The sequence below is a fragment of the Streptomyces sp. NPDC104761 genome (assembly GCF_055583445.1).
In genome coordinates this window covers 646,700-664,759 of the sequence record NZ_JBVJNZ010000001.1, presented here as the reverse complement: position 1 = coordinate 664,759, position 18,060 = coordinate 646,700, and the positions used below count along the sequence as shown (strand labels likewise).

At 72.3% G+C, this 18,060-nt stretch carries 17 protein-coding genes and 1 pseudogene; 14 read left to right on the top strand and 4 right to left on the bottom strand.

The window, feature by feature from the left end; all coding sequences use genetic code 11:
* Window positions 1–27: 27 nt before the first annotated feature.
* On the bottom strand, window positions 28–600 hold the full coding sequence (locus ACZ63F_RS03070; protein ID WP_469708131.1) for a TetR/AcrR family transcriptional regulator: 573 nt from the start codon (window positions 598–600) through the stop codon (window positions 28–30).
* A 171-nt stretch (window positions 601–771) separates the two neighbouring features.
* On the opposite strand from ACZ63F_RS03070, the gene ACZ63F_RS03065 reads away from it, so the two are divergent.
* Both ACZ63F_RS03065 and ACZ63F_RS03060 read left to right on the top strand, forming a co-directional pair.
* Complete coding sequence (locus ACZ63F_RS03065) at window positions 772–1,629, top strand: AAA family ATPase (RefSeq protein ID WP_366357867.1); 858 nt, start codon at window positions 772–774, stop codon at window positions 1,627–1,629.
* The gene (locus ACZ63F_RS03060; RefSeq protein WP_469708129.1) at window positions 1,626–3,032 is read left to right on the top strand and encodes a VWA domain-containing protein; all 1,407 of its coding nucleotides are present in this window, start codon (window positions 1,626–1,628) and stop codon (window positions 3,030–3,032) included. The genes ACZ63F_RS03065 and ACZ63F_RS03060 overlap by 4 nt, the downstream gene beginning before the upstream one ends.
* A gap of 48 nt (window positions 3,033–3,080) precedes the next feature.
* On the opposite strand, the gene ACZ63F_RS03055 is transcribed toward ACZ63F_RS03060, so the two are convergent.
* Window positions 3,081–3,446, bottom strand: coding sequence for a cupin domain-containing protein (locus ACZ63F_RS03055; RefSeq protein WP_469708128.1), 366 nt, complete (start codon window positions 3,444–3,446; stop codon window positions 3,081–3,083).
* 117 nt (window positions 3,447–3,563) lie between these two features.
* On the opposite strand from ACZ63F_RS03055, the gene ACZ63F_RS03050 reads away from it, so the two are divergent.
* The 8 genes from ACZ63F_RS03050 (at window position 3,564) to ACZ63F_RS03015 (ending at window position 11,355) form a co-directional block, all read left to right on the top strand.
* Window positions 3,564–4,715: an NAD(P)/FAD-dependent oxidoreductase gene (locus ACZ63F_RS03050; protein ID WP_469708127.1), complete on the top strand. Its 1,152-nt coding sequence runs from the start codon at window positions 3,564–3,566 to the stop codon at window positions 4,713–4,715.
* Window positions 4,712–5,011 carry a (2Fe-2S)-binding protein gene (locus ACZ63F_RS03045; RefSeq protein ID WP_469708126.1) on the top strand — a complete coding sequence of 100 codons (300 nt, stop codon included), beginning with the start codon at window positions 4,712–4,714 and terminating at the stop codon, window positions 5,009–5,011. The genes ACZ63F_RS03050 and ACZ63F_RS03045 overlap by 4 nt, the downstream gene beginning before the upstream one ends.
* The gene (locus ACZ63F_RS03040) at window positions 5,004–6,488 is read left to right on the top strand and encodes an FAD-dependent oxidoreductase (RefSeq protein WP_469708124.1); all 1,485 of its coding nucleotides are present in this window, start codon (window positions 5,004–5,006) and stop codon (window positions 6,486–6,488) included. Before ACZ63F_RS03045 ends, ACZ63F_RS03040 begins: the two co-directional genes overlap by 8 nt.
* Window positions 6,488–7,408: a dihydrodipicolinate synthase family protein gene (locus ACZ63F_RS03035; protein WP_469708122.1), complete on the top strand. Its 921-nt coding sequence runs from the start codon at window positions 6,488–6,490 to the stop codon at window positions 7,406–7,408. Before ACZ63F_RS03040 ends, ACZ63F_RS03035 begins: the two co-directional genes overlap by 1 nt.
* A gap of 28 nt (window positions 7,409–7,436) precedes the next feature.
* Window positions 7,437–8,438, top strand: coding sequence for a proline racemase family protein (locus ACZ63F_RS03030; RefSeq protein ID WP_469708120.1), 1,002 nt, complete (start codon window positions 7,437–7,439; stop codon window positions 8,436–8,438).
* 107 nt (window positions 8,439–8,545) lie between these two features.
* Window positions 8,546–9,274: a GntR family transcriptional regulator gene (locus tag ACZ63F_RS03025; protein WP_469708119.1), complete on the top strand. Its 729-nt coding sequence runs from the start codon at window positions 8,546–8,548 to the stop codon at window positions 9,272–9,274.
* Between the two features lie 226 nt (window positions 9,275–9,500).
* The gene (locus ACZ63F_RS03020) at window positions 9,501–10,529 is read left to right on the top strand and encodes an SDR family oxidoreductase (protein ID WP_469708117.1); all 1,029 of its coding nucleotides are present in this window, start codon (window positions 9,501–9,503) and stop codon (window positions 10,527–10,529) included.
* Between the two features lie 10 nt (window positions 10,530–10,539).
* Window positions 10,540–11,355: a helix-turn-helix domain-containing protein gene (locus tag ACZ63F_RS03015; RefSeq protein WP_469708114.1), complete on the top strand. Its 816-nt coding sequence runs from the start codon at window positions 10,540–10,542 to the stop codon at window positions 11,353–11,355.
* A 61-nt stretch (window positions 11,356–11,416) separates the two neighbouring features.
* Here the strand turns inward: ACZ63F_RS03015 and ACZ63F_RS03010 are convergent.
* Window positions 11,417–11,602: pseudogene (locus tag ACZ63F_RS03010) on the bottom strand (SdrD B-like domain-containing protein); the annotation flags it as partial.
* A 102-nt stretch (window positions 11,603–11,704) separates the two neighbouring features.
* Window positions 11,705–12,727 carry a LacI family DNA-binding transcriptional regulator gene (locus ACZ63F_RS03005; protein ID WP_469708113.1) on the bottom strand — a complete coding sequence of 341 codons (1,023 nt, stop codon included), beginning with the start codon at window positions 12,725–12,727 and terminating at the stop codon, window positions 11,705–11,707.
* Between the two features lie 313 nt (window positions 12,728–13,040).
* On the opposite strand from ACZ63F_RS03005, the gene ACZ63F_RS03000 reads away from it, so the two are divergent.
* Genes ACZ63F_RS03000 through ACZ63F_RS02985 form a run of 4 tightly spaced genes read left to right on the top strand, consistent with a single transcriptional unit; the run spans window position 13,041 to window position 18,038 of the window.
* Complete coding sequence (locus tag ACZ63F_RS03000; RefSeq protein WP_469708111.1) at window positions 13,041–14,960, top strand: glycoside hydrolase family 127 protein; 1,920 nt, start codon at window positions 13,041–13,043, stop codon at window positions 14,958–14,960.
* Between the two features lie 34 nt (window positions 14,961–14,994).
* Window positions 14,995–16,233, top strand: coding sequence for a sugar ABC transporter substrate-binding protein (locus tag ACZ63F_RS02995; RefSeq protein ID WP_469708109.1), 1,239 nt, complete (start codon window positions 14,995–14,997; stop codon window positions 16,231–16,233).
* Window positions 16,234–16,236: 3 nt separating this feature from the next.
* Window positions 16,237–17,232 carry a carbohydrate ABC transporter permease gene (locus tag ACZ63F_RS02990; RefSeq protein WP_469708108.1) on the top strand — a complete coding sequence of 332 codons (996 nt, stop codon included), beginning with the start codon at window positions 16,237–16,239 and terminating at the stop codon, window positions 17,230–17,232.
* Window positions 17,233–17,276: 44 nt separating this feature from the next.
* Window positions 17,277–18,038: a carbohydrate ABC transporter permease gene (locus tag ACZ63F_RS02985; protein ID WP_469709306.1), complete on the top strand. Its 762-nt coding sequence runs from the start codon at window positions 17,277–17,279 to the stop codon at window positions 18,036–18,038.
* Window positions 18,039–18,060 lie beyond the last annotated feature (22 nt).

Genomic DNA, 18,060 nt, shown 5'->3' with positions numbered 1-18,060 from the left:
GCGCGTTGTGGTGATCCGTCCGGGCGGCTACTTCAGCCCGGCCGCGTCCAGGAGTGTGGTCACCGTGCGGGTGACCAGCCCGTCGTCGAGGTGCTCGATGTGGGCGCCGGCCCGGGCGCTGGCCCCGTCGAAGACCAGCATGAGCTGCCGGGCGAGCAGGGCCGGATCCGCCGCACCGCCCTCTTCGGCCTGCTGCTCGAAGTAGCCCTGCAGCAGTTCCTTGGCGGCGCGGGCCACCACACTCGCGGGATGCTCGCCGTCCTTCAGCTCGACGAGCACGGCGAGGTACGGGCAGCCGCAGTAGCCGGGGGCCGCCGCGTTCTCCTCCACCCGGCGGAACACGTACCCGATCCGTTCGCGAGGGGTGGCCGTCTCGGCGTCCGGGGACCTGAGCTGGGTCTCGTACCAGGGCCTGCGCCGCTCCAGGCTCGCGGCCAGCACCTCGTCCTTGCTGCCGAAGAGCTGGTACATCGAGCGCTTCGAGACCCCCGCGGATTTGCACAGCGCCTCGACGCCGATCGAGACGCCGTCGTGGTAGAAGAGCTCGGCGGCGGCGTCGAGCAGACGGTCGCGGGGGGACGCCTTGTCTGTGGTGGCCATACGGCCGAGGTTACCGCGCGGGACGATGTGAGGAAACCGATCGGTATACAGGGTGGCAGGGGAGGTGAACAAGCGCTTAGATAGATACCCGGACCCGTTCCCCTCGCGCGTCCCACCTGCGCGCGTTCCCACCTGCGTGCGTTCCACGACCCCGATCAGCCGGAGGCCCCGTTGTTCACTTCCGTCGACGACGTCTCCGCCCGTCTCGCGGAGACCGGCTACCTCGCCTCCCCCGCCGTCGCCACGACCGTCTTCCTGGCCGACCGGCTGGGCAAACCGCTCCTCGTCGAGGGACCGGCCGGCGTCGGCAAGACCGAGCTGGCGAAGGCCGTGGCCCAGGTCGCCGGAGCCCGGCTGGTGCGGCTGCAGTGCTACGAGGGCGTGGACGAGTCCCGGGCGCTGTACGAGTGGAACCACGCCAAGCAGCTGCTGCGGATCAGCGCCGGCCGGGACGAGACCTGGGACGAGGCCCGCACCGACATCTTCAGCGAGGAGTTCCTGCTCCCCCGCCCGCTGCTCACCGCGATCCGGGGCGACGACCCCAAGGTGCTGCTGATCGACGAGACCGACAAGGCCGACGTCGAGGTGGAGGGCCTGCTCCTGGAGGTGCTCAGCGACTTCCAGGTGACCGTCCCCGAGCTGGGCACGGTCACCGCGACCCGCCGCCCCTTCGTCGTCCTCACCTCCAACGCCAGCCGCGAGCTGTCCGAGGCGCTGCGCCGCCGCTGCCTGTTCCTGCACATCGGCTTCCCGGAGGAGGACCTGGAGCGCCGGATCGTACGGCTGAAGGTTCCGGGTCTCACCGAGGCGCTGACCGAGTCCGTGGTCCGGGTGGTCGGGGCGCTGCGGGCGATGGACCTGCGCAAGGTCCCCTCGGTGGCGGAGACGATCGACTGGGCCCGCACGCTGCTGGCCCTGGGTGCCGACACGCTGGACGAGCAGGTCGTGCGGGACTCCCTGGGCGTGATCCTCAAGCACCAGGACGACATCCAGAAGGCGGCCGCCAAGCTGGACCTGGACGCGCTGTGAGCACGCCCGCCGAAGCTCCGGCCGAGGCACCGGACGGCGCTCCGGCCGACCTCGCCGACCGGCTCACGGGCCTGGTCGGCGCGCTGCGGGCGCACGGGGTGCGGGTCGGCACCGGGGAGACCGTGGACGCGGGCCGGGCGGTTGCGGCGCTGGGCCTGGCGGACCGGGAGCTGCTGCGCGAGGGACTGGCCGCGACCCTGCTGCACGGCACCGGGCAACGGGCCGTCTTCGACCAGGTCTTCGACCTCTACTTCCCGCGTGCGGTGGGCGCGCCAGGCGGCGGCTCCGGCGACCCGTCCGGTGACCGGGACGAGCTCCGGGAGCGGCTCGCCGCCGCCCTTGCCGACGACGACGCCGCGCTGCTGCGGCAGTTGGCGGCCGAGGCCGTGGACGGACTGGGCGGGTACGGGAGTTCGCCGGGCTCGGACGGCTGGTCGTCGTACCAGACCCTGGACCGGCTGCGGCCGCAGACGCTGCTCGCGCGGGTGCGGGCGGACGTCCGGGGGCGGGGCGGCGGCGAGGGGTTCGCGGACCGGCTGCTCGACGACGAGATCCGGCGCCGCATCGAGGCCTTCCGGGGCATGGTCGCGGCGGAGGCCCGGCGCCGGGTGGCCGAGCGGCGCGGGCGGGACCGGATCGCCCGGCGGGCGGTGGCGCCGTCCGCCGACCGGGTGGACTTCCTGTCCGCCGGGCGGGAACAGCTCACCGAGCTGCGCAGGACCGTGCAGCCGCTGGCGCGGAAGCTGGCCACCCGGCTGGCCGCGCGCCGCCGCCGGGCCGCGCGCGGCACCATCGACCTGCGCCGCACCCTTCGCGGTTCGCTGTCGACGGGCGGGGTGCCGATGCGGCCGGTGCTGCGCCGGCGCCGGCCGGTCCGCCCCGAACTGGTGCTGCTCTGCGACGTCTCGGGCTCGGTGTCGGGGTTCTCCGACTTCACGATGCTGCTGGTGCAGGCGCTGCACGACCAGTTCAGCAAGGTGCGAGTGTTCGCCTTCGTCAACCGGATCGACGAGGTGACCGGCCTCCTGGAGCACGGCCGGGCCGATCCGGAGGGGCTGGGCGCCCGGATCCGCGCCGAGGCCACTCTCACCGGCTGGCACGGCAGCAGCGACTACGGCGTCGCACTCGGCGAGTTCGCGGAGCGGTACGGCGCCGCGGTGGGCCCGCGCACCACGGTCTTCGTGCTCGGCGACGCCCGCACCAACAACCTCGACCCGAACCTCGCCGCCGTCCGCCGGATCGCCGGACAGGCACGGCGCGTCTACTGGCTGAACCCCGAACCGCTCTCCCTGTGGGGCACCGGCGACTCGGCCGCGCCCGACTACGCGGAGCTGGTGGAGATGCACGAGTGCCGCACCGCACGCCAGCTCGGCGGGCTGATCGCCAGGCTGCTGCCGGTGTGACACAGCGGGCGCCGTCACCCACGGAAGGTGACGGCACCCTTGCCGCGCTCAGCTCTCCTCGGCCTTCGCGTAGTCCGTCGCCATGCCGCCGGCGAAGTCGTACACGATGCACTGCTCGTCCCCCACGACCCACGCGTCGTGTCCCGGCGGAAGGACGAAGACGTCACCGGGGCCGATCTCGCCCTCGCCGCCGTCGTCCATGACGAGGTGCATCCTGCCCTGCACCACATAGCCGTTGTGGTGGACCATGCAGCTCCCGGTGCCCGCGATCGGCGCCACCGACTCCGACCAGCGCCAGCCCGGCTCGAAGGTGCCGACGGCGAAGTCGAGGCCGGTCATGTGCACGGCCTCCAGGTGGCCGCGGGGGAAGTCACGCCGCTCGTCCGGTTTGTCGACCGTCTTGATCTCCAGCATGACGGTGTCCTCCCTTCGAACACCCGTCCACCACTCCATCGTCTGCCTGTCAAATCGGGAGCGCCATTCGACGGCGGGGTCTTCCGGCGGGAGTGTGCTATGTGACATATTACTGGCGTGAGCATGCGACTGACCTGCGACGTCGTAGTGATCGGGGCGGGCATGGCAGGTGCCGCCTGCGCCCTGTACGCGTCCCGGGCGGGTCTGGACGTCATCGTGGTGGACCGTGGCCCGGTGGCCGGCGGCACGACCGGTGCGGGTGAGGGGAATCTGCTCGTCTCCGACAAGGGGCCCGGGCCCGAGCTCGAACTCGCCCTGTTGTCGGCCCGGTTGTGGACCGGCCTGGCCGGGGAGTTCGGTGACCGGATCGAGTACGAGCCCAAGGGCGGGGTGGTCGTCGCCGCCGAACCCGAGGGACTGGCCGCCCTCGAGAGGTTCGCCGCCGGGCAACGGGCCTGCGGGGTCGCGGCGGAGAACGTCGGCGCGGATCAACTCCGTGATATCGAGCCGTACTTGGCGCCCGGTCTGGCGGGCGGAGTGCTCTACCCCCAGGACGCCCAGGTCATGCCTTCCCTGGCCGCCGCACACCTCCTGCGGGCCTCGGGTGCCCGGCTGTCGACCGGCCGCACGGTGACGGAGGTGCTGCGCGATGCCGGGGGTGCCGTACGCGGTGTCCGTACCGGGCGCGGCGACATCCACGCCCCGGCCGTGGTGAACGCGGCCGGGACCTGGGGCGGCGAGGTGGCCGCGCTCGCGGGTGTACACCTGCCCGTGCTCCCCCGGCGCGGCTTCGTCCTGGTCACCGAGCCGCTGCCGCGCCGGGTACGGCACAAGGTGTACGCCGCCGACTACGTGGCCGACGTGGCCAGCGACTCGGTCGCGCTGCAGACCTCGCCGGTCGTCGAGGGCACGGCGGCCGGGCCTGTCCTGATCGGCGCGAGCCGGGAACGCGTCGGCTTCGACCGGTCGTTCTCGCTGCCGGCCGTACGGGCGCTGGCGGCGGGTGCCGTCCGGCTGTTCCCCTTCCTGTCCGGGATCCGGGCGATCCGCACCTACCTGGGTTTCCGCCCGTACCTGCCCGACCACCTCCCCGCCATCGGTCCCGACCCCCGGGCGCCCGGTCTCCTCCACGCCTGCGGGCACGAGGGCGCGGGCATCGGACTGGCCACCGGTACCGGGCAGTTGATCGCCCAGGTGCTCAGCGGCAAGGCACCCGAGCTGGACCTGACCCCGTTCCGTCCCGAGCGTTTCGGCGAGGAGAGCCCGTGAATCCCCTGGAGTTGGTGCAGGCCCGCCCCGGCCCGGCCTTCACCGTCACCTTCGACGGGCGCGCGATCGTGGCGCTGCCGGGTCAGACGGTCGCGGCCGCGCTCTGGGCGTCCGGTGTCACGTCCTGGCGGACCACCCGCGGTGAGGGCCGGCCACGCGGGGTCTTCTGCGGGATCGGCGTCTGCTTCGACTGCCTGATCACCGTCAACGGCTCTCTCAATCAACGGGCTTGTGTGGTGCCCGTGCACCCCGGCGACGCGATCCGTACGCAGCGGGGGACGGGGCACGATGACTGACGCCCGTCGGCCGGAGTCGGCGCCCCGGCTCGCCGTGATCGGCGCCGGCCCTGCCGGTCTCGCCGCCACCCTGGCAGCCACCCGGGGCGGTCTGCGGGTCACCCTGGTCGACGCGGCGCCCGAAGCGGGCGGCCAGTTCTACCGGCAGCCCGCCGCCGGGCTCGGCGCCCGCCGTCCGCAGGCGCTGCACCACCGGTGGCGCGACTGGGAACGCCTGCGCGCCGGCCTCGACCGGCTCGTCGCGGCAGGGCTGGTGACGCAACTGCGGGACCATCACGTGTGGTGCGTGACGCGGCATCGGTCCGGTTTCACCGTGCACGCCCTGCTCGGCCCCGAGCAGCAACGGGCCGTCGAGGTACGCGCGGACGCCGTGCTGCTCGCCACCGGCGGTTACGAGAAGGTGCTCCCCTTCCCCGGCTGGACGCTCCCCGGTGTCGTCACGGCGGGCGGGGCGCAGGCCATGCTGAAGGGCGGACTGGTGCTGCCGGGCCGTACGGCGGTCGTCGCCGGCACCGGACCGCTGCTGCTGCCGGTCGCGACCGGCCTCGCGGCGGCGGGCGCCCGGGTGGCGGCGCTGGTCGAGTCGGCAGACCCGCGGGCCTTCGTACGGCGCTCCCCCGCACTGGCCGCCCACCCGGGCAAGCTCGCCGAAGGCGCCCACTACGCGGCCCGGTTGCTGCGGCACGGCGTGCGGACCCTGGTCCACCACACCGTCGTCGAGGCACACGGCGACCGGCGCGGTCTGCGGCTCGAAGCGGTCACCGTCGCCGGGCTGGACGCCGCGGGCCGGGTGCGGCCGGGCACCCGGCGGCGCATCGACTGCGACACCCTGGCCGTCGGGCACGGCATGCTCCCGCACACCGACCTCGCCGAGGGCCTGGGCTGCCGGATCGACGAGGTGGCGGTGCACGTCGACGACGAGCAGCGCACCGACGTACCCGGGGTGTGGGCGGCGGGCGAGGCCACCGGCGTCGGCGGTGCGGTCCTCGCCCTCGCCGAGGGGCACGTCGCGGGCAGGTCGGCGGCCGCGCGGCTGTCGGGCCGGGAGCCGGACCCGCGCGACTGGGCGGGGGCCGCCCGGGCCCGTGCCGCGCTGCGCCGGTTCGCCGCGGCGATGGACGACGCCTACGCGCCGCCGGCGCACTGGGCCGAGCAGGTCACGGACGACACGGTCGTCTGCCGCTGCGAGGAGGTCACCGGCGGGGCGGTCCGGCGGGCCGTGACCGAGCTGGGCGCCGGAGACGTACGGACCGTCAAACTGCTCACGCGGGCCGGGATGGGCTGGTGCCAGGGGCGGATGTGCGGGCCGGCGGTCGCCGGGCTGGCCGGTTGCCCGGAGACTGCGGCACGCAGGCCGTTCGCGCGGCCGGTGCCGCTCGGGGTGCTGGCGCGGGCCGGCAGCGCGGACGGCGAGCAGTGCTATGTCACATACCACCTGGACGACGCAGACCACCCGGCCCCCTCGGAGGAACCCTGATGCCCACCCCTCACCCCCACCCTCACGCCCACTCCCACTCCCACCCCTGGCGGGGCGTCCTCGTGGCCACCGCCCTCCCGCTCCGCGACGACCTCTCCGTCGACCACGACAGGTACGCCGAGCACTGCGCCTGGCTGGTCGGGAACGGCTGTGACGGGGTCGTACCGAACGGCTCGCTCGGTGAGTACCAGGTGCTCACCCCCGAGGAGCGCGCGAAGGTCGTCGAGACCGCGGTGGCCGCGGTCGGCGGGGCGCGGGTCATGCCCGGGGTGGCCGCCTACGGCTCGGCCGAGGCCCGCCGCTGGGCCGAGCAGGCCCGGGACGCCGGCTGCGCGGCGGTGATGCTGCTGCCGCCCAACGCCTATCGGGCTGAGGAGCGTTCGGTCCTTGCGCACTACGCGGAGGTCGCGAAGGCCGGGGTGCCGGTCGTTGCGTACAACAACCCCATCGACACCAAGGTCGACCTGGTGCCCGAGTTGCTCGCCAAACTGCACGGCGAGGGGTACGTCCACGCCGTCAAGGAGTTCTCGGGAGATGTCCGGCGCGCCTACCGGCTGGCGGAACTCGTCCCGGAACTCGACCTGTTGATCGGCGCCGACGACGTCCTGCTGGAGCTGGCGATCGCGGGGGCCAAGGGCTGGGTGGCCGGTTACCCCAACGCGTTGCCGGCCGCGTCGGTGGAGCTGTACCACGCGGCGGTGGGCGGCGACCTGGACACCGCCGGGCGGTTGTACCGGCAGTTGCATCCGCTGCTGCGCTGGGACTCCAGGGTCGAGTTCGTCCAGGCCATCAAGTTGTCCATGGACATCGTCGGCCGGCACGGCGGCGCCTGCCGCCCGCCGCGCGTGCCGCTGCTGCCCGAACAGGAGGCCGTGGTCCGCGCGGCCACCGAGAAGGCCGTCGCGGCCGGACTGGCGTGACGGAACCCGCCCACCCTCCAGGAGCGTCATGCGCAGCAAACTCGTCCTGCACGCCGTCGACTCGCACACCGAGGGCATGCCGACCCGGGTGATCACCGGCGGGATCGGCACCATCCCCGGCGCGACGATGAACGAGCGGCGGCTGTACTTCCGTGAACACCGCGACGACATCAAGCAGTTGCTGATGAACGAGCCGCGCGGGCACTCCGCGATGAGCGGGGCGATCCTGCAGCCGCCGACACGGCCCGACTGCGACTGGGGCGTGGTCTACATCGAGGTCTCCGGCTATCTGCCGATGTGCGGGCACGGCACGATCGGCGTGGCGACGGTGCTCGTGGAGACCGGGATGGTGGAGGTCGTGGAACCGGTGACCACCATCCGGCTCGACACCCCGGCCGGCCTGGTCGTCGCCGAGGTGGCGGTGGCGGACGGCGCGGCGCGGAACGTCACGCTGCGGAACGTACCGTCGTTCTCGGTCGCGCTGGACCGGAAGATCGCGCTGGCTGACGGCCGGTCAGTGACATATGACATGGCATACGGCGGCAACTTCTACGCCATCCTCCCCCTCGACGAGTTCGACCTCCCCTTCGACCGCACCCGTAAGGACGACATCCTCCGGGCGGGTCTGTCCCTCATGGCGGCGATCAACGCCGAGGCGGAGCCCGTCCATCCCGAGGACCCGTCCATCCGCGGCTGCCACCACGTCCACCTGATCGCCCCGGGCGCCACGGCCCGCCACTCCCGCCACGCGATGGCCATCCATCCCGGCTGGTTCGACCGCTCCCCCTGCGGCACCGGCACCAGCGCCCGGATGGCACAGCTGCATGCCCGCGGCGAACTCCCGCTGGACACCGAGTTCGTGAACGAGTCGTTCATCGGCACCCGGTTCACCGGCCGGCTCCTCGGCACCACCGAGGTCGCGGGTCTCCCGGCGGTCCTGCCCAGCTTCACCGGGCGGGCATGGATCACCGGTACCGCCCAGTATCTGCTGGACCCTGACGACCCGTTCCCGGCGGGCTTCGTACTCTGATTCCCCCGACGCCCCTCCGACTCTGATTCCCCCGACGCCCCTCCGACTCTGATTCCCCCGACGCCCCTCCGACGCCCTTCCGACGACGTTCCTCCAGGAGTTCCACCATGGCCGACCGGCCCAGCAGCACGCCCACCGCCGCCAAGCGCGCCGTCCCGGCCGTCAAGCCCGCCATTCCCTCGCTCGGCGGCCGGAAGCCGAACTTCCGGGAGCGGGTCGTGGACGTCCTGCGGGCCGCGCTGATCGCCGGTGAGCTGCGCCCCGGCGAGGTGTACTCGGCGCCGGGGCTCGCTCCCCGCCTGGGCGTCTCCGCGACCCCGGTGCGCGAGGCCATGCTGGAACTGGTGAAGGAGGGCATGGTCGAGATCGTCCCGAACAAGGGGTTCCGGGTCACGGCCGTCTCCGAGCGGCAGCTCGACGAGTACACACACGTCCGGTCCCTGATCGAGATCCCGACGACGGTCGCCCTCGCGGCCACCGCCGACCCCGACGACCTGCAGGCGCTGCGGCCGGTCGCCATGGAGATCGTCACCTCGGCCGTGAAGGGCGACCTGATCGCCTACGTCGAGGCCGACCTGGCCTTCCATCTGGGTCTGCTGGCACTGGCGGGCAACGACCATCTCGTCTCGGTGGTACGGGACCTGAGGCGCCGTTCGCGGCTGTACGGGCTGACGGCGCTGGTGGCGGCGGGACGCCTGAAGGCCTCCGCCGAGGAGCACCTGGAGCTCCTCGACGCCCTGCTGGCCCGTGACGAGCAGGCCGTCCGCGAGATCATGACCCGCCACCTGGGCCACGTCCGCGGACTGTGGGCGGCCCGGCAGCCCGAGCACGGCTGAGCGTTCCACCGGACGTTTCCGGTGTCCGCGGAGCAAGCGGTTGCCGACCTGGCGGTGCGGTCCGGAACCTCGTACGTGGTGCACACAGGGATCCGGTGGGACCGCCGCATGAGGACTCACGGAGGAGGCCGGCGTTTCGCCGGGAGCTGTGCGCTCAGCCTGTCCCTCGGAGTACTGGTATCGGCGAGATCTGGAACGCGCTGATCCGACCACCGAGCATCGAGGCATGGCACATGTACTCGTCACGGGCGGAACCGGATTTCTGGGTTCCCACACGATCGCGCAGCTCCTGTCCGCCGGGCACACCGTCACCACCACGGTGCGCTCCCTGGCCCGACGCTCCGACGTCGAAGGGATGCTCGCCGTGGCCGGAGCCCCGCACACGGGCGACGTCTCCTATGTGGAGGCGGATCTCACCTCCGACCGCGGCTGGGACCGGGCCGTGGCGGACGCCGACTACGTTCTGCACGTGGCCTCGCCGTTTCCCGGAGCCCGGCCGAAGCACGAGGACGAGGTGATCGTCCCGGCCCGTGAGGGGACCCTGCGGGTCCTGCGGACGGCCCGGGACGCGGGCGTCCGCCGCACGGTGCTGACCTCCTCCTTCGCGGCGGTGGGCTACGGCCACGGGCGGACCGCACGGACGTTCGGCGAGGACGACTGGACGGAGACCGACGGGCCGGGGGTGTCCGCGTACGTCAAGTCCAAGGCGGTCGCCGAACAGGCCGCCTGGGACTTCGTCGAGAGCGAGGGCGACGGGCTGGAGCTGACGGTCGTCAACCCCGTGGGGATCTTCGGGCCGGTCCTCGGACCGGACTTCTCCGCGTCGATCCGCATCATCCACGCGATGCTGACCGGCGGGATGCGGGCCGCGCCGCCGGTCTGGACGAACACGGTCGACGTCCGCGACGCGGCCGACCTGCATCTCCGTGCCATGACGGCACCTCAGGCAGCCGGACAGCGGTACCTGGCGCTCGCGGGTGAGCCGATCTCCTTCCACCAGATCGCCCTGACGTTGCGCGCGCGGCTGGGCGAGGCCGCCGCCAAGGCCCCCACCGGCGCCGCCCCGGCCTGGCTGCTGCGCCTGCTGGCCACGGTCAACCCGGCGCTGCGCGAGACGGTGCCGCAGCTGGGCGTCGTACGCCGCGCCTCCAACGCGAAGGCGCGCAAGGAGCTGGACTGGTCCCCGCGTTCCAACGAGGACGCCGTCGTGGCCACCGCGGAGAGCCTGGTCCGCCTCGGGCTGCTGAGCGGCTAGCGTCGAGACTATGGCGCACGAGACGGCCGACACCCTGGGCGAGTTCCTGCGGACCCGGCGCGGACAGATCAGCCCCGAACAGGTCGGGCTGCCCGCCGGTGAGCGGCGCCGGGTCCCCGGACTGCGGCGGGAGGAGGTCGCCCAGCTCGCCGGTATCAGTCCCGAGTACTACCTGCGCCTGGAACAGGGCCGCAACCTCAACCCCTCCGACCAGATCCTGGCCGCCCTGGCCGGCGCGCTCCAGCTCGACGAGGACGCGGTCGCCTACCTGCACCGCCTGGCTCATCCGGCCCCGCCCACCCGCAGGCCACGCAGCCGGGCCCGTACGAACCAGGGTGATCTCCAGCCTCTCCTGGACAGCTGGCCGCACACCCCCGCCTACGCCCAGGGTCCCGGCGGACGCGTCGTCGCGGCCAACCGGCCGGCCGTGCTCCTGTGCCCCTTCTTCGCTGTCGGTCACAACCCGCTACGTGCCGCCTTCCTCGAACCCGAGATGCGCAACCTCTACCCGCAGTGGGACGACACGACCGCCAAGGCCGTCTCCGGCCTGCGCGCCATGATCGACGTCGATGACGCGGACCCGGAACTGCTGGAGACGATCGGCGAACTCACCGTCGCCAGCGAGCGGTTCAGCACTCTGTGGACCCGCCGCGAGGTCCGCCGCCGCGACACCGGCCTCACCCGCCTGAACCACCCACTCGTCGGCGAACTCGACCTGCACTACGAAAAAATGGTGCGCCCGCAGGCCCGCCAGCTGGTCGTCGTCTACTACGCCGACCAGGGCTCCGCCAGCGCCGAGCGCCTGGCACTCCTCAGCAGCCTCTGACCGACGTGCGAGCACGGCTGACCTCAGGTGGTCCGCACCCACTGAGCAGAGTTCCTGGGAACTACGTCGCAGGATGGGCGAGTTCGATGTCGTGGTCGTGGATGTCGGCGCCGGAGACGGCCACCCCGGCGGCGTGCGGCGGGTAGCCGGTCGCGACGACCGTGTACTGGCCGCTGTCCAGGTCGGAGAAGGCGTACGCGCCGTCGTCGCCGGTGGTGGTCGTGCCGACGACGTTGCCCGCGGCGTCCGCCGCCCACCCGGCTCGCCCCACGCCACACCGGCTCATCCCACGCCACACCGGCTCGACGCCACATCGGCTCGACGCCACCTCGGCTCGGCTCACGCCACGTCAGCTCGACTCCCGCACCACCAGCCGGCACGGCACCGTGTGCACCCCCGGCGCCGGCTCGGCGTCGATGGCCTGGAGCAGCCGGAGCGCCGCGATCCGCCCGATCTCGGCCAGGTTCATGTCCACGGTGGTGAGCGGCGGCCGGCAGGCGAGGGCCATCGTGTCCCAGTTGTCGTAGCCGACCACGGCGATGTCCCCCGGCACGTCCCTCCCCCGCTCGCGCAGGGCGTCCGCGACCCCCCGGGCGATCTGGTCGTTGCCGCAGAAGACGGCGTCCGTGCCGGGTGCCGTCCGCAGCACCGCGTCGGCGGCGCGCCGCCCCCAGGCCTCGCTCCACTCGCCGAAGTGCACGCGTCCCGCGGCGAGTTCCAGGCCCGCCTCGGCCAGGTGCCCGACCGCGTGCCGGGCGCGGTCGCGGGCGGCCTGGTGGTGCTCGGGTCCGGTGACATGGGCGATGCGGGTACGACCGGTGGCGAGCAGGTGCTCCACGGCGAGCCGGGCGCCGCCGCGGTCGTCGGTGACCACGGAGGTGTCGGCCGGGTCGGTCGACGGGGAGAGGGCGTAGACCACGGGGATCGCCGGGTCGATGCCGGTCAGGGGCGGGCGGGGGTCGGTGCGCCGGCCGGCGACGATGATGCCGTCGACCCGGCGGTCCGTGAGGGTGCGCAGATGGTGCTGCTCGCGGATGGCGTCGCCGCGGGTGTCGCAGAGCAGGACGGAGATCTTCCCGGCGCCCAGCGCGTCCTCGGCGCCGAGCAGCACCGGGGTGCTGAAGCGGCCGATGCCGTCCGTCGTCATCAGGCCGACCGTCCAGCTGCGGCCGCTGTGCAGGCTCTGCGCGTGCTGGTTGGGCCGGAACCCGAGCGCCGTCACCGCGTCCAGCACCCGTTGCCGGGTTTCCGGGCGCATCCGGCCGGCGCCGTTCAGCGCCTTGGACGCCGTACCGACGCTGACACCGGCGAGCGCGGCGACATCGGCGAGCCTGGCCCGGCCGGCGGGCGGAGAGCCTGGAGCAGAAGTCACGGGCAAACCTTTTCCTGGATGGGTCCTCGGCTCCCCCGTAGACCTCCCGACGGCAGAACCGCCCCACATCGTCGCAGCAGCCCACCCGAAGTACCAGGCCTCTCGGACAACTTGAAAAAACTGCGTCGGGCGTCTTGACCCGCCCCTCGGGCTGCCCTGTACTTCTCGGCGGGAAAACGGTTGCGCAGGCCGGTTCCGCACCGCCACACCGCGCCGCCTCGTGCTCGACTCTCCAGACGTCGTTCGATCTACCGAACAGTGCGCCCATGCACTCCGCCCCTCCCCACCCCGTCCCTCCCCACCCCGGAGAACCATGCCCCGCACCCACTCCGCCCTGCCCTCCCCCGCCGGTCCGGTCCGCCCCACCCCCGATGCCCGGACCGCGCTGCGCCCGGCGGCCGCCACCGTCGACGGCGGCTTCTGGCACGACCGGCGCGCGACCAACGCCCGCGTCTCCCTCCCGCAGGGACCGGACCTGCTGGAGTCCGCCGGAAACCTGCACAACCTGCGGCTGGCGGCGGGCACGGCCGAGGGCGTGTTCCAGGGCGCGTACCCGTTCGTCGACACCGACGTCTACAAGTGGCTCGAGGCGGCCTCCTGGCAACTCGCCGACCAGGATGGTGAACTGCTGGCCGCCGACGTGGACCGGATCGTCGCCCTCGTGGCCGACGCCCAGCAACCCGACGGCTATCTCAACACCTGGTTCCAGCTGGTCAAGGGCGGTGAGCGGTACCAGGACCTGCGCTGGGGGCACGAGTTGTACTGCGCCGGCCATCTGATCCAGGCCGCCGTCGCCCACCACCGCTCCACCGGCCGTCCCGAACTCCTCGCCGTCGCCCGGAGGTTCGCCGACCACATCGACTCGGTTTTCGGCCTCCCCGGCAGCGGCAGGCCCGTCGACGGCATCGACGGTCACCCGGAGGTGGAGACGGCGCTGGTGGAGCTCTACCGGGAGACCGGCGAGCGCCGCTACCTCGACCTGGCGGGCTACTTCGTCGACCGGCACGGCCACGGCCTGCTCGGCGGCGACGCCTACTGCCAGGACCGGGTCCCGCTGCGGGCGGCAACGGACGTCGAGGGCCACGCCGTAAGGCAGTTGTACCTGCTGGCGGCGGCCGCGGACCTGGCAGCTGAGACCGGGGACGCCGAACTCCTGGCGGCGGGCGAGCGGTTGTGGCACGCGATGACGACCACCAAGACGCACCTCACCGGCGGGCTCGGCGCGCACCACGACCAGGAGGAGTTCGGGGACCCCTACGAACTCCCCAACGAGCGGGCCTACTGCGAGACCTGCGCCGCCATCGCCTCCGTCCAGTGGAGCTGGCGCATGGCCCTGCTCACCGGCGAGGCCCGCTACTCCGACCTGATCGAGCGCACCCTCTACAACGGCTTCCTGGCCGGGGTCTCCCTGGACGGCGAGCGCTGGCTGTACGTCAACCCGCTCCAGGTCCGCGACGGCCACACCGACACCGGCGGCGACCAGTCGGCCCGCCGCACCCGCTGGTTCCGCTGCGCCTGCTGCCCGCCCAACGTGATGCGGCTGCTGGCGAGTCTGCCGCACTACCTGGCGTCGGGCGACGAACAGGGCCTGCAGATCCACCAGTTCGTCACCGGCACGTACGCGACCGACCGGGTACGGGTGCGGGCCGAGACGGACTATCCCTGGCACGGCACGATCGCGTTCACCATCGAGGAGACGCCGTCCGGCGAACCGTGGACGTTGTCGCTGCGCATCCCCGCCTGGTGCCGGGAGTTCCGGGTGCGGTGCGCCGGGGAGACCTACGACTCGCCGGCCGACGACGGCTGGCTGCGGCTGTCGCGGACCTGGACGCCCGGCGATCTGGTGGTACTGGAGCTCGCCCTGGAGCCCCGGCTCACCGCGGCCGACCCGCGTGTGGACGCGGTACGCGGCTGTGTGGCGATCGAGCGCGGGCCGCTCGTGCACTGCCTGGAGCAGGTCGACCACCCGGGCGGCGGTCTCGACGACATCGTCCTCGACCCGTCCCGGCCGCTCGCCGTGAAGCACCGCCCGGACCTGCTCGGCGGTGTCACCACCGTGGTGGCCGCGGGCCGGCGGCGCCGCATCCCGGACCGGGGCTGGTGGCCATACGCCCCCGTGACGGGCCCGGCGGCCGAACCCGGTGGCGAGCCGGTCGAGTTGACCGCGATCCCGTACCACGTCTGGGCCAACCGCGAGGACGGCAGCATGCGCGTCTGGCTCCCCACCTCCTGACACACCCCCCGTCCTACGACAACGAGGTCACCCCGTGATACCAACCCGCCGTACCGTCCTGGCCCTCACCACGGCCGCCCTGCTCCCCCTCACCGCCTGCGGTGGCGGTTCCGGCTCCTCGGGATCGTCGTCCTCGGCCGGCGGGACGTACACCTTCTGGGACCCGTACCCGCAGTTCGACGCCTCCTCCGACTGGGGAAAGCGGGTCGCCGCGTGCGGCACCGCGGCCGGGGTGAAGCTCAAGCGGACCGCGTACGACACCACCGACCTCGGCAACAAGGCGCTGCTGGCCGCCCAGCAGGGCAACGCGCCGGACGTGATGCTGGTCGACAACCCGGTGGTCTCCACGCTGGTGGAGGCCGGGATCCTCAACAAGACCAGTGACCTGGGCCTGGACACCGCCTCGATCCAGAAGAACATCATCGGCGCCGGCACGATCGACGGCGCCGCCTACGGTGTCCCGATCGGCGCCAATACCCTCGCGCTCTACTACAACAAGAAGGTCCTCGGTGCGGCCGGCGTCGACCCGGCCTCCGTCAAGGACTGGGCGTCGCTCACGGCCGCGCTGAAGAAGGTCAAGGCGGCCGGGAAGAAGGGGATCACCTTCTCTGCGATCAACACCGAGGAGGGCAGCTTCCAGTTCCTGCCCTGGTTCTGGGGCGCGGGCGGCGACCTGACAAAGCTCGACTCCGCCGCGGGAGTTGCCGCGCTGTCGCTGTGGAAGCAGTGGGTGGACGCGGGGTACGCGCCGAAGGACGTGCTGCAGAACACCCAGACCACCAGTTGGCAGGAGTTCGCGACCGGCGACTACGCGTTCAGTGAGAACGGCACCTGGCAGCTCGGCAACGCCGACAAGGCCGGGTTCGGGTACGGCGTCGTCAACATCCCGGCGCAGAACGGCGGTTCGGCGCCGGTGCCGACGGGCGGCGAGTTCGTCACGGTGCCCGTGCAGAAGGACACCTCGCGCTATGACGTCAGCAAGAAGATCGTCGGCTGTCTGACCAGCGACTCCAGCCTGCTGGCCACCGACACCACCCTCATGTACGTGGCGCCGACCTCCGCTGTGCAGACGCAACAGGTTGCGAAGAACGCGGAGTTGAAGCCCTGGGTGGCGGCGGTCGCAGCGGCGCGGGGCCGGACCAGCGATGGGCTCGGCACCAGGTACCCGACGATCTCGCAACCCTTGTGGACGGCCGTCCAGGCCGCGCTCTCCGGCGGCAAGAGCCCGCAGGACGCGCTGGGTGCCGCGCAGGCCGCGGCGGGCAAGGGCTGACCGATGGCTGTGCATCTGCGGGTGCGCGGGGGCCTGTCGCACCACGCGGCGGAGCCGCATGTCGACGCGGCCCCGCGCCCTGGTGGGGGCGCTGTGCCGCAAGGAGTTCGTCTGTCCCCCGGGCATCGGAGTCGGCTGGCCTCGCTTGCCTTCGTGACGCCCCTGCTCGTGTACCTTGCCGCCTTCTACGTCTATCCCTTGTACCGCAACCTCGACCTGAGCCTGCGCGACTACACCGTGCGCTCCTTCGTGGCGGGCGACGCGCCGTTCTCCGGCTGGGCCAACTTCCGTACCGTGCTGGACGATCCGACGTTCGGCCCGGCGCTGCGGCACACCGTGGTCTTCACCTTCGTGTCGATCGCCTTCCAGTACGTGATCGGGCTGGCCCTCGCGGTCTTCTTCAACCGTCACTTCCGGCTCTCGACCGTGCTGCGTGCACTGTTCCTGATCCCCTGGCTGCTGCCGCTGATCGTGTCGGCGTCGTCGTGGTCGTGGATGTTCAACAGCGAGTCGGGGGTGGTGAACTACTTCCTGCACTTCGTCGGCGTCGGCCCCGTCGGCTGGCTGACGTCGCCCGACTGGGCGCTGACCTCGGTGATCGTCGCCAACGTCTGGATCGGCATCCCGTTCAACCTGGTCATCCTGTACAGCGGCCTGCAGAACATCCCCGGTGAGCTGTACGAGGCGGCGGCCCTCGACGGGGCGGGCGCCTGGCAGCAGTTCCGCCGGGTCACCTTCCCGCTGCTGCGCCCGGTGTCGGCGATCACCCTGCTGCTGGGGCTCGTCTACACCCTCAAGGTGTTCGACCTGATCTGGATCATGACCAAGGGCGGTCCGGGCGACGCCTCCGCCACGCTGGCGACCTGGTCGTACCAGCTGGGCTTCGGCACGCTGCTGCCCAGGTTCGGTCCCGGTGCGGCCGTCGGCAACATCCTGATCCTGATCGCGCTGGTCTTCGGCCTGCTGTACGTCCGCGTCCAGAGGAGGCAGGAGGCGTGAAGTCCCGTGGCCGCACCGTGCTGGGTCTCCTCCTCACCGCGCTGATGCTGTTCCCGGTGTACTGGATGCTCAACGTGTCCCTCACCCCGCAGCAGGACATGCGCAAGGACCCGCCGGACCTGCTCCCGCTGCACCCGACCTTCGAGGGCTACCGGGCAGTCCTCGACGACCAGCTCCCCTACCTGGGCACCAGCCTGCTGATCGGCATCGGCACGGTCGCCCTCACCCTCCTGATCGCCGCCCCGGCCGGCTATGCGCTGGCGAAGCTGCGCCCGCGCGGGGGCGGGGCGCTGAGCCTGGCCCTGCTGATCGCCCAGATGATCCCGGGCATCGTCATGGCGATGGGCTTCTACGGCATCTTCCTGGACCTCGGCCTGTTCGACACCTGGTGGGGGCTGATCGTCGCGGACTCCACCATCGCCGTGCCCTTCGGCGTCATGATCTTCACCGCGTTCATGTCGGGCATCCCCGGCGAACTCCTCTCGGCCGCCCGGATCGACGGCGCCGGCACCTGGCGCACCTTCCGGTCGGTCGTCCTCCCGCTGAGCCGCAACGCGGTCGTCACCGTCTCGCTGTTCGGCTTCCTGTGGGCCTGGTCCGACTTCGTCTTCGCCAACACCCTTGATGGCGGCGGCAGTTGGAAGCCGATCACGCTCGGCATCTACAAGTACATCGGCAACAACAACCAGGAGTGGAACGCGATCATGGCCACCGCCGTCGTCGCGTCGGTCCCCGCGGCCGTCCTCCTGGTCCTCGCCCAGCGCTATGTGGCCGCGGGCGTGACCGCGGGCGCGGTGAAGGACTGACACCCCCCGACTCCCTGAGGAG

Excerpts from the sequence above, each read along its gene's own strand:
- ACZ63F_RS03025 (WP_469708119.1), top strand. The coding sequence starts at position 8,546 with ATGGCCGACCGGCCCAGCAGCACGCCCACCGCCGCCAAGCGCGCCGTC.
- ACZ63F_RS03015 (WP_469708114.1), top strand. The coding sequence starts at position 10,540 with ATGGCGCACGAGACGGCCGACACCCTGGGCGAGTTCCTGCGGACCCGG.
- ACZ63F_RS03055 (WP_469708128.1), bottom strand. The coding sequence starts at position 3,446 with ATGCTGGAGATCAAGACGGTCGACAAACCGGACGAGCGGCGTGACTTC.
- ACZ63F_RS03040 (WP_469708124.1), top strand. The coding sequence starts at position 5,004 with ATGACTGACGCCCGTCGGCCGGAGTCGGCGCCCCGGCTCGCCGTGATC.
- ACZ63F_RS03020 (WP_469708117.1), top strand. The coding sequence starts at position 9,501 with ATGGCACATGTACTCGTCACGGGCGGAACCGGATTTCTGGGTTCCCAC.
- ACZ63F_RS02990 (WP_469708108.1), top strand. The coding sequence starts at position 16,237 with ATGGCTGTGCATCTGCGGGTGCGCGGGGGCCTGTCGCACCACGCGGCG.
- ACZ63F_RS03035 (WP_469708122.1), top strand. The coding sequence starts at position 6,488 with ATGCCCACCCCTCACCCCCACCCTCACGCCCACTCCCACTCCCACCCC.
- ACZ63F_RS03000 (WP_469708111.1), top strand. The coding sequence starts at position 13,041 with ATGCCCCGCACCCACTCCGCCCTGCCCTCCCCCGCCGGTCCGGTCCGC.
- ACZ63F_RS03070 (WP_469708131.1), bottom strand. The coding sequence starts at position 600 with ATGGCCACCACAGACAAGGCGTCCCCCCGCGACCGTCTGCTCGACGCC.
- ACZ63F_RS02985 (WP_469709306.1), top strand. The coding sequence starts at position 17,277 with ATGCTGTTCCCGGTGTACTGGATGCTCAACGTGTCCCTCACCCCGCAG.
- ACZ63F_RS03030 (WP_469708120.1), top strand. The coding sequence starts at position 7,437 with ATGCGCAGCAAACTCGTCCTGCACGCCGTCGACTCGCACACCGAGGGC.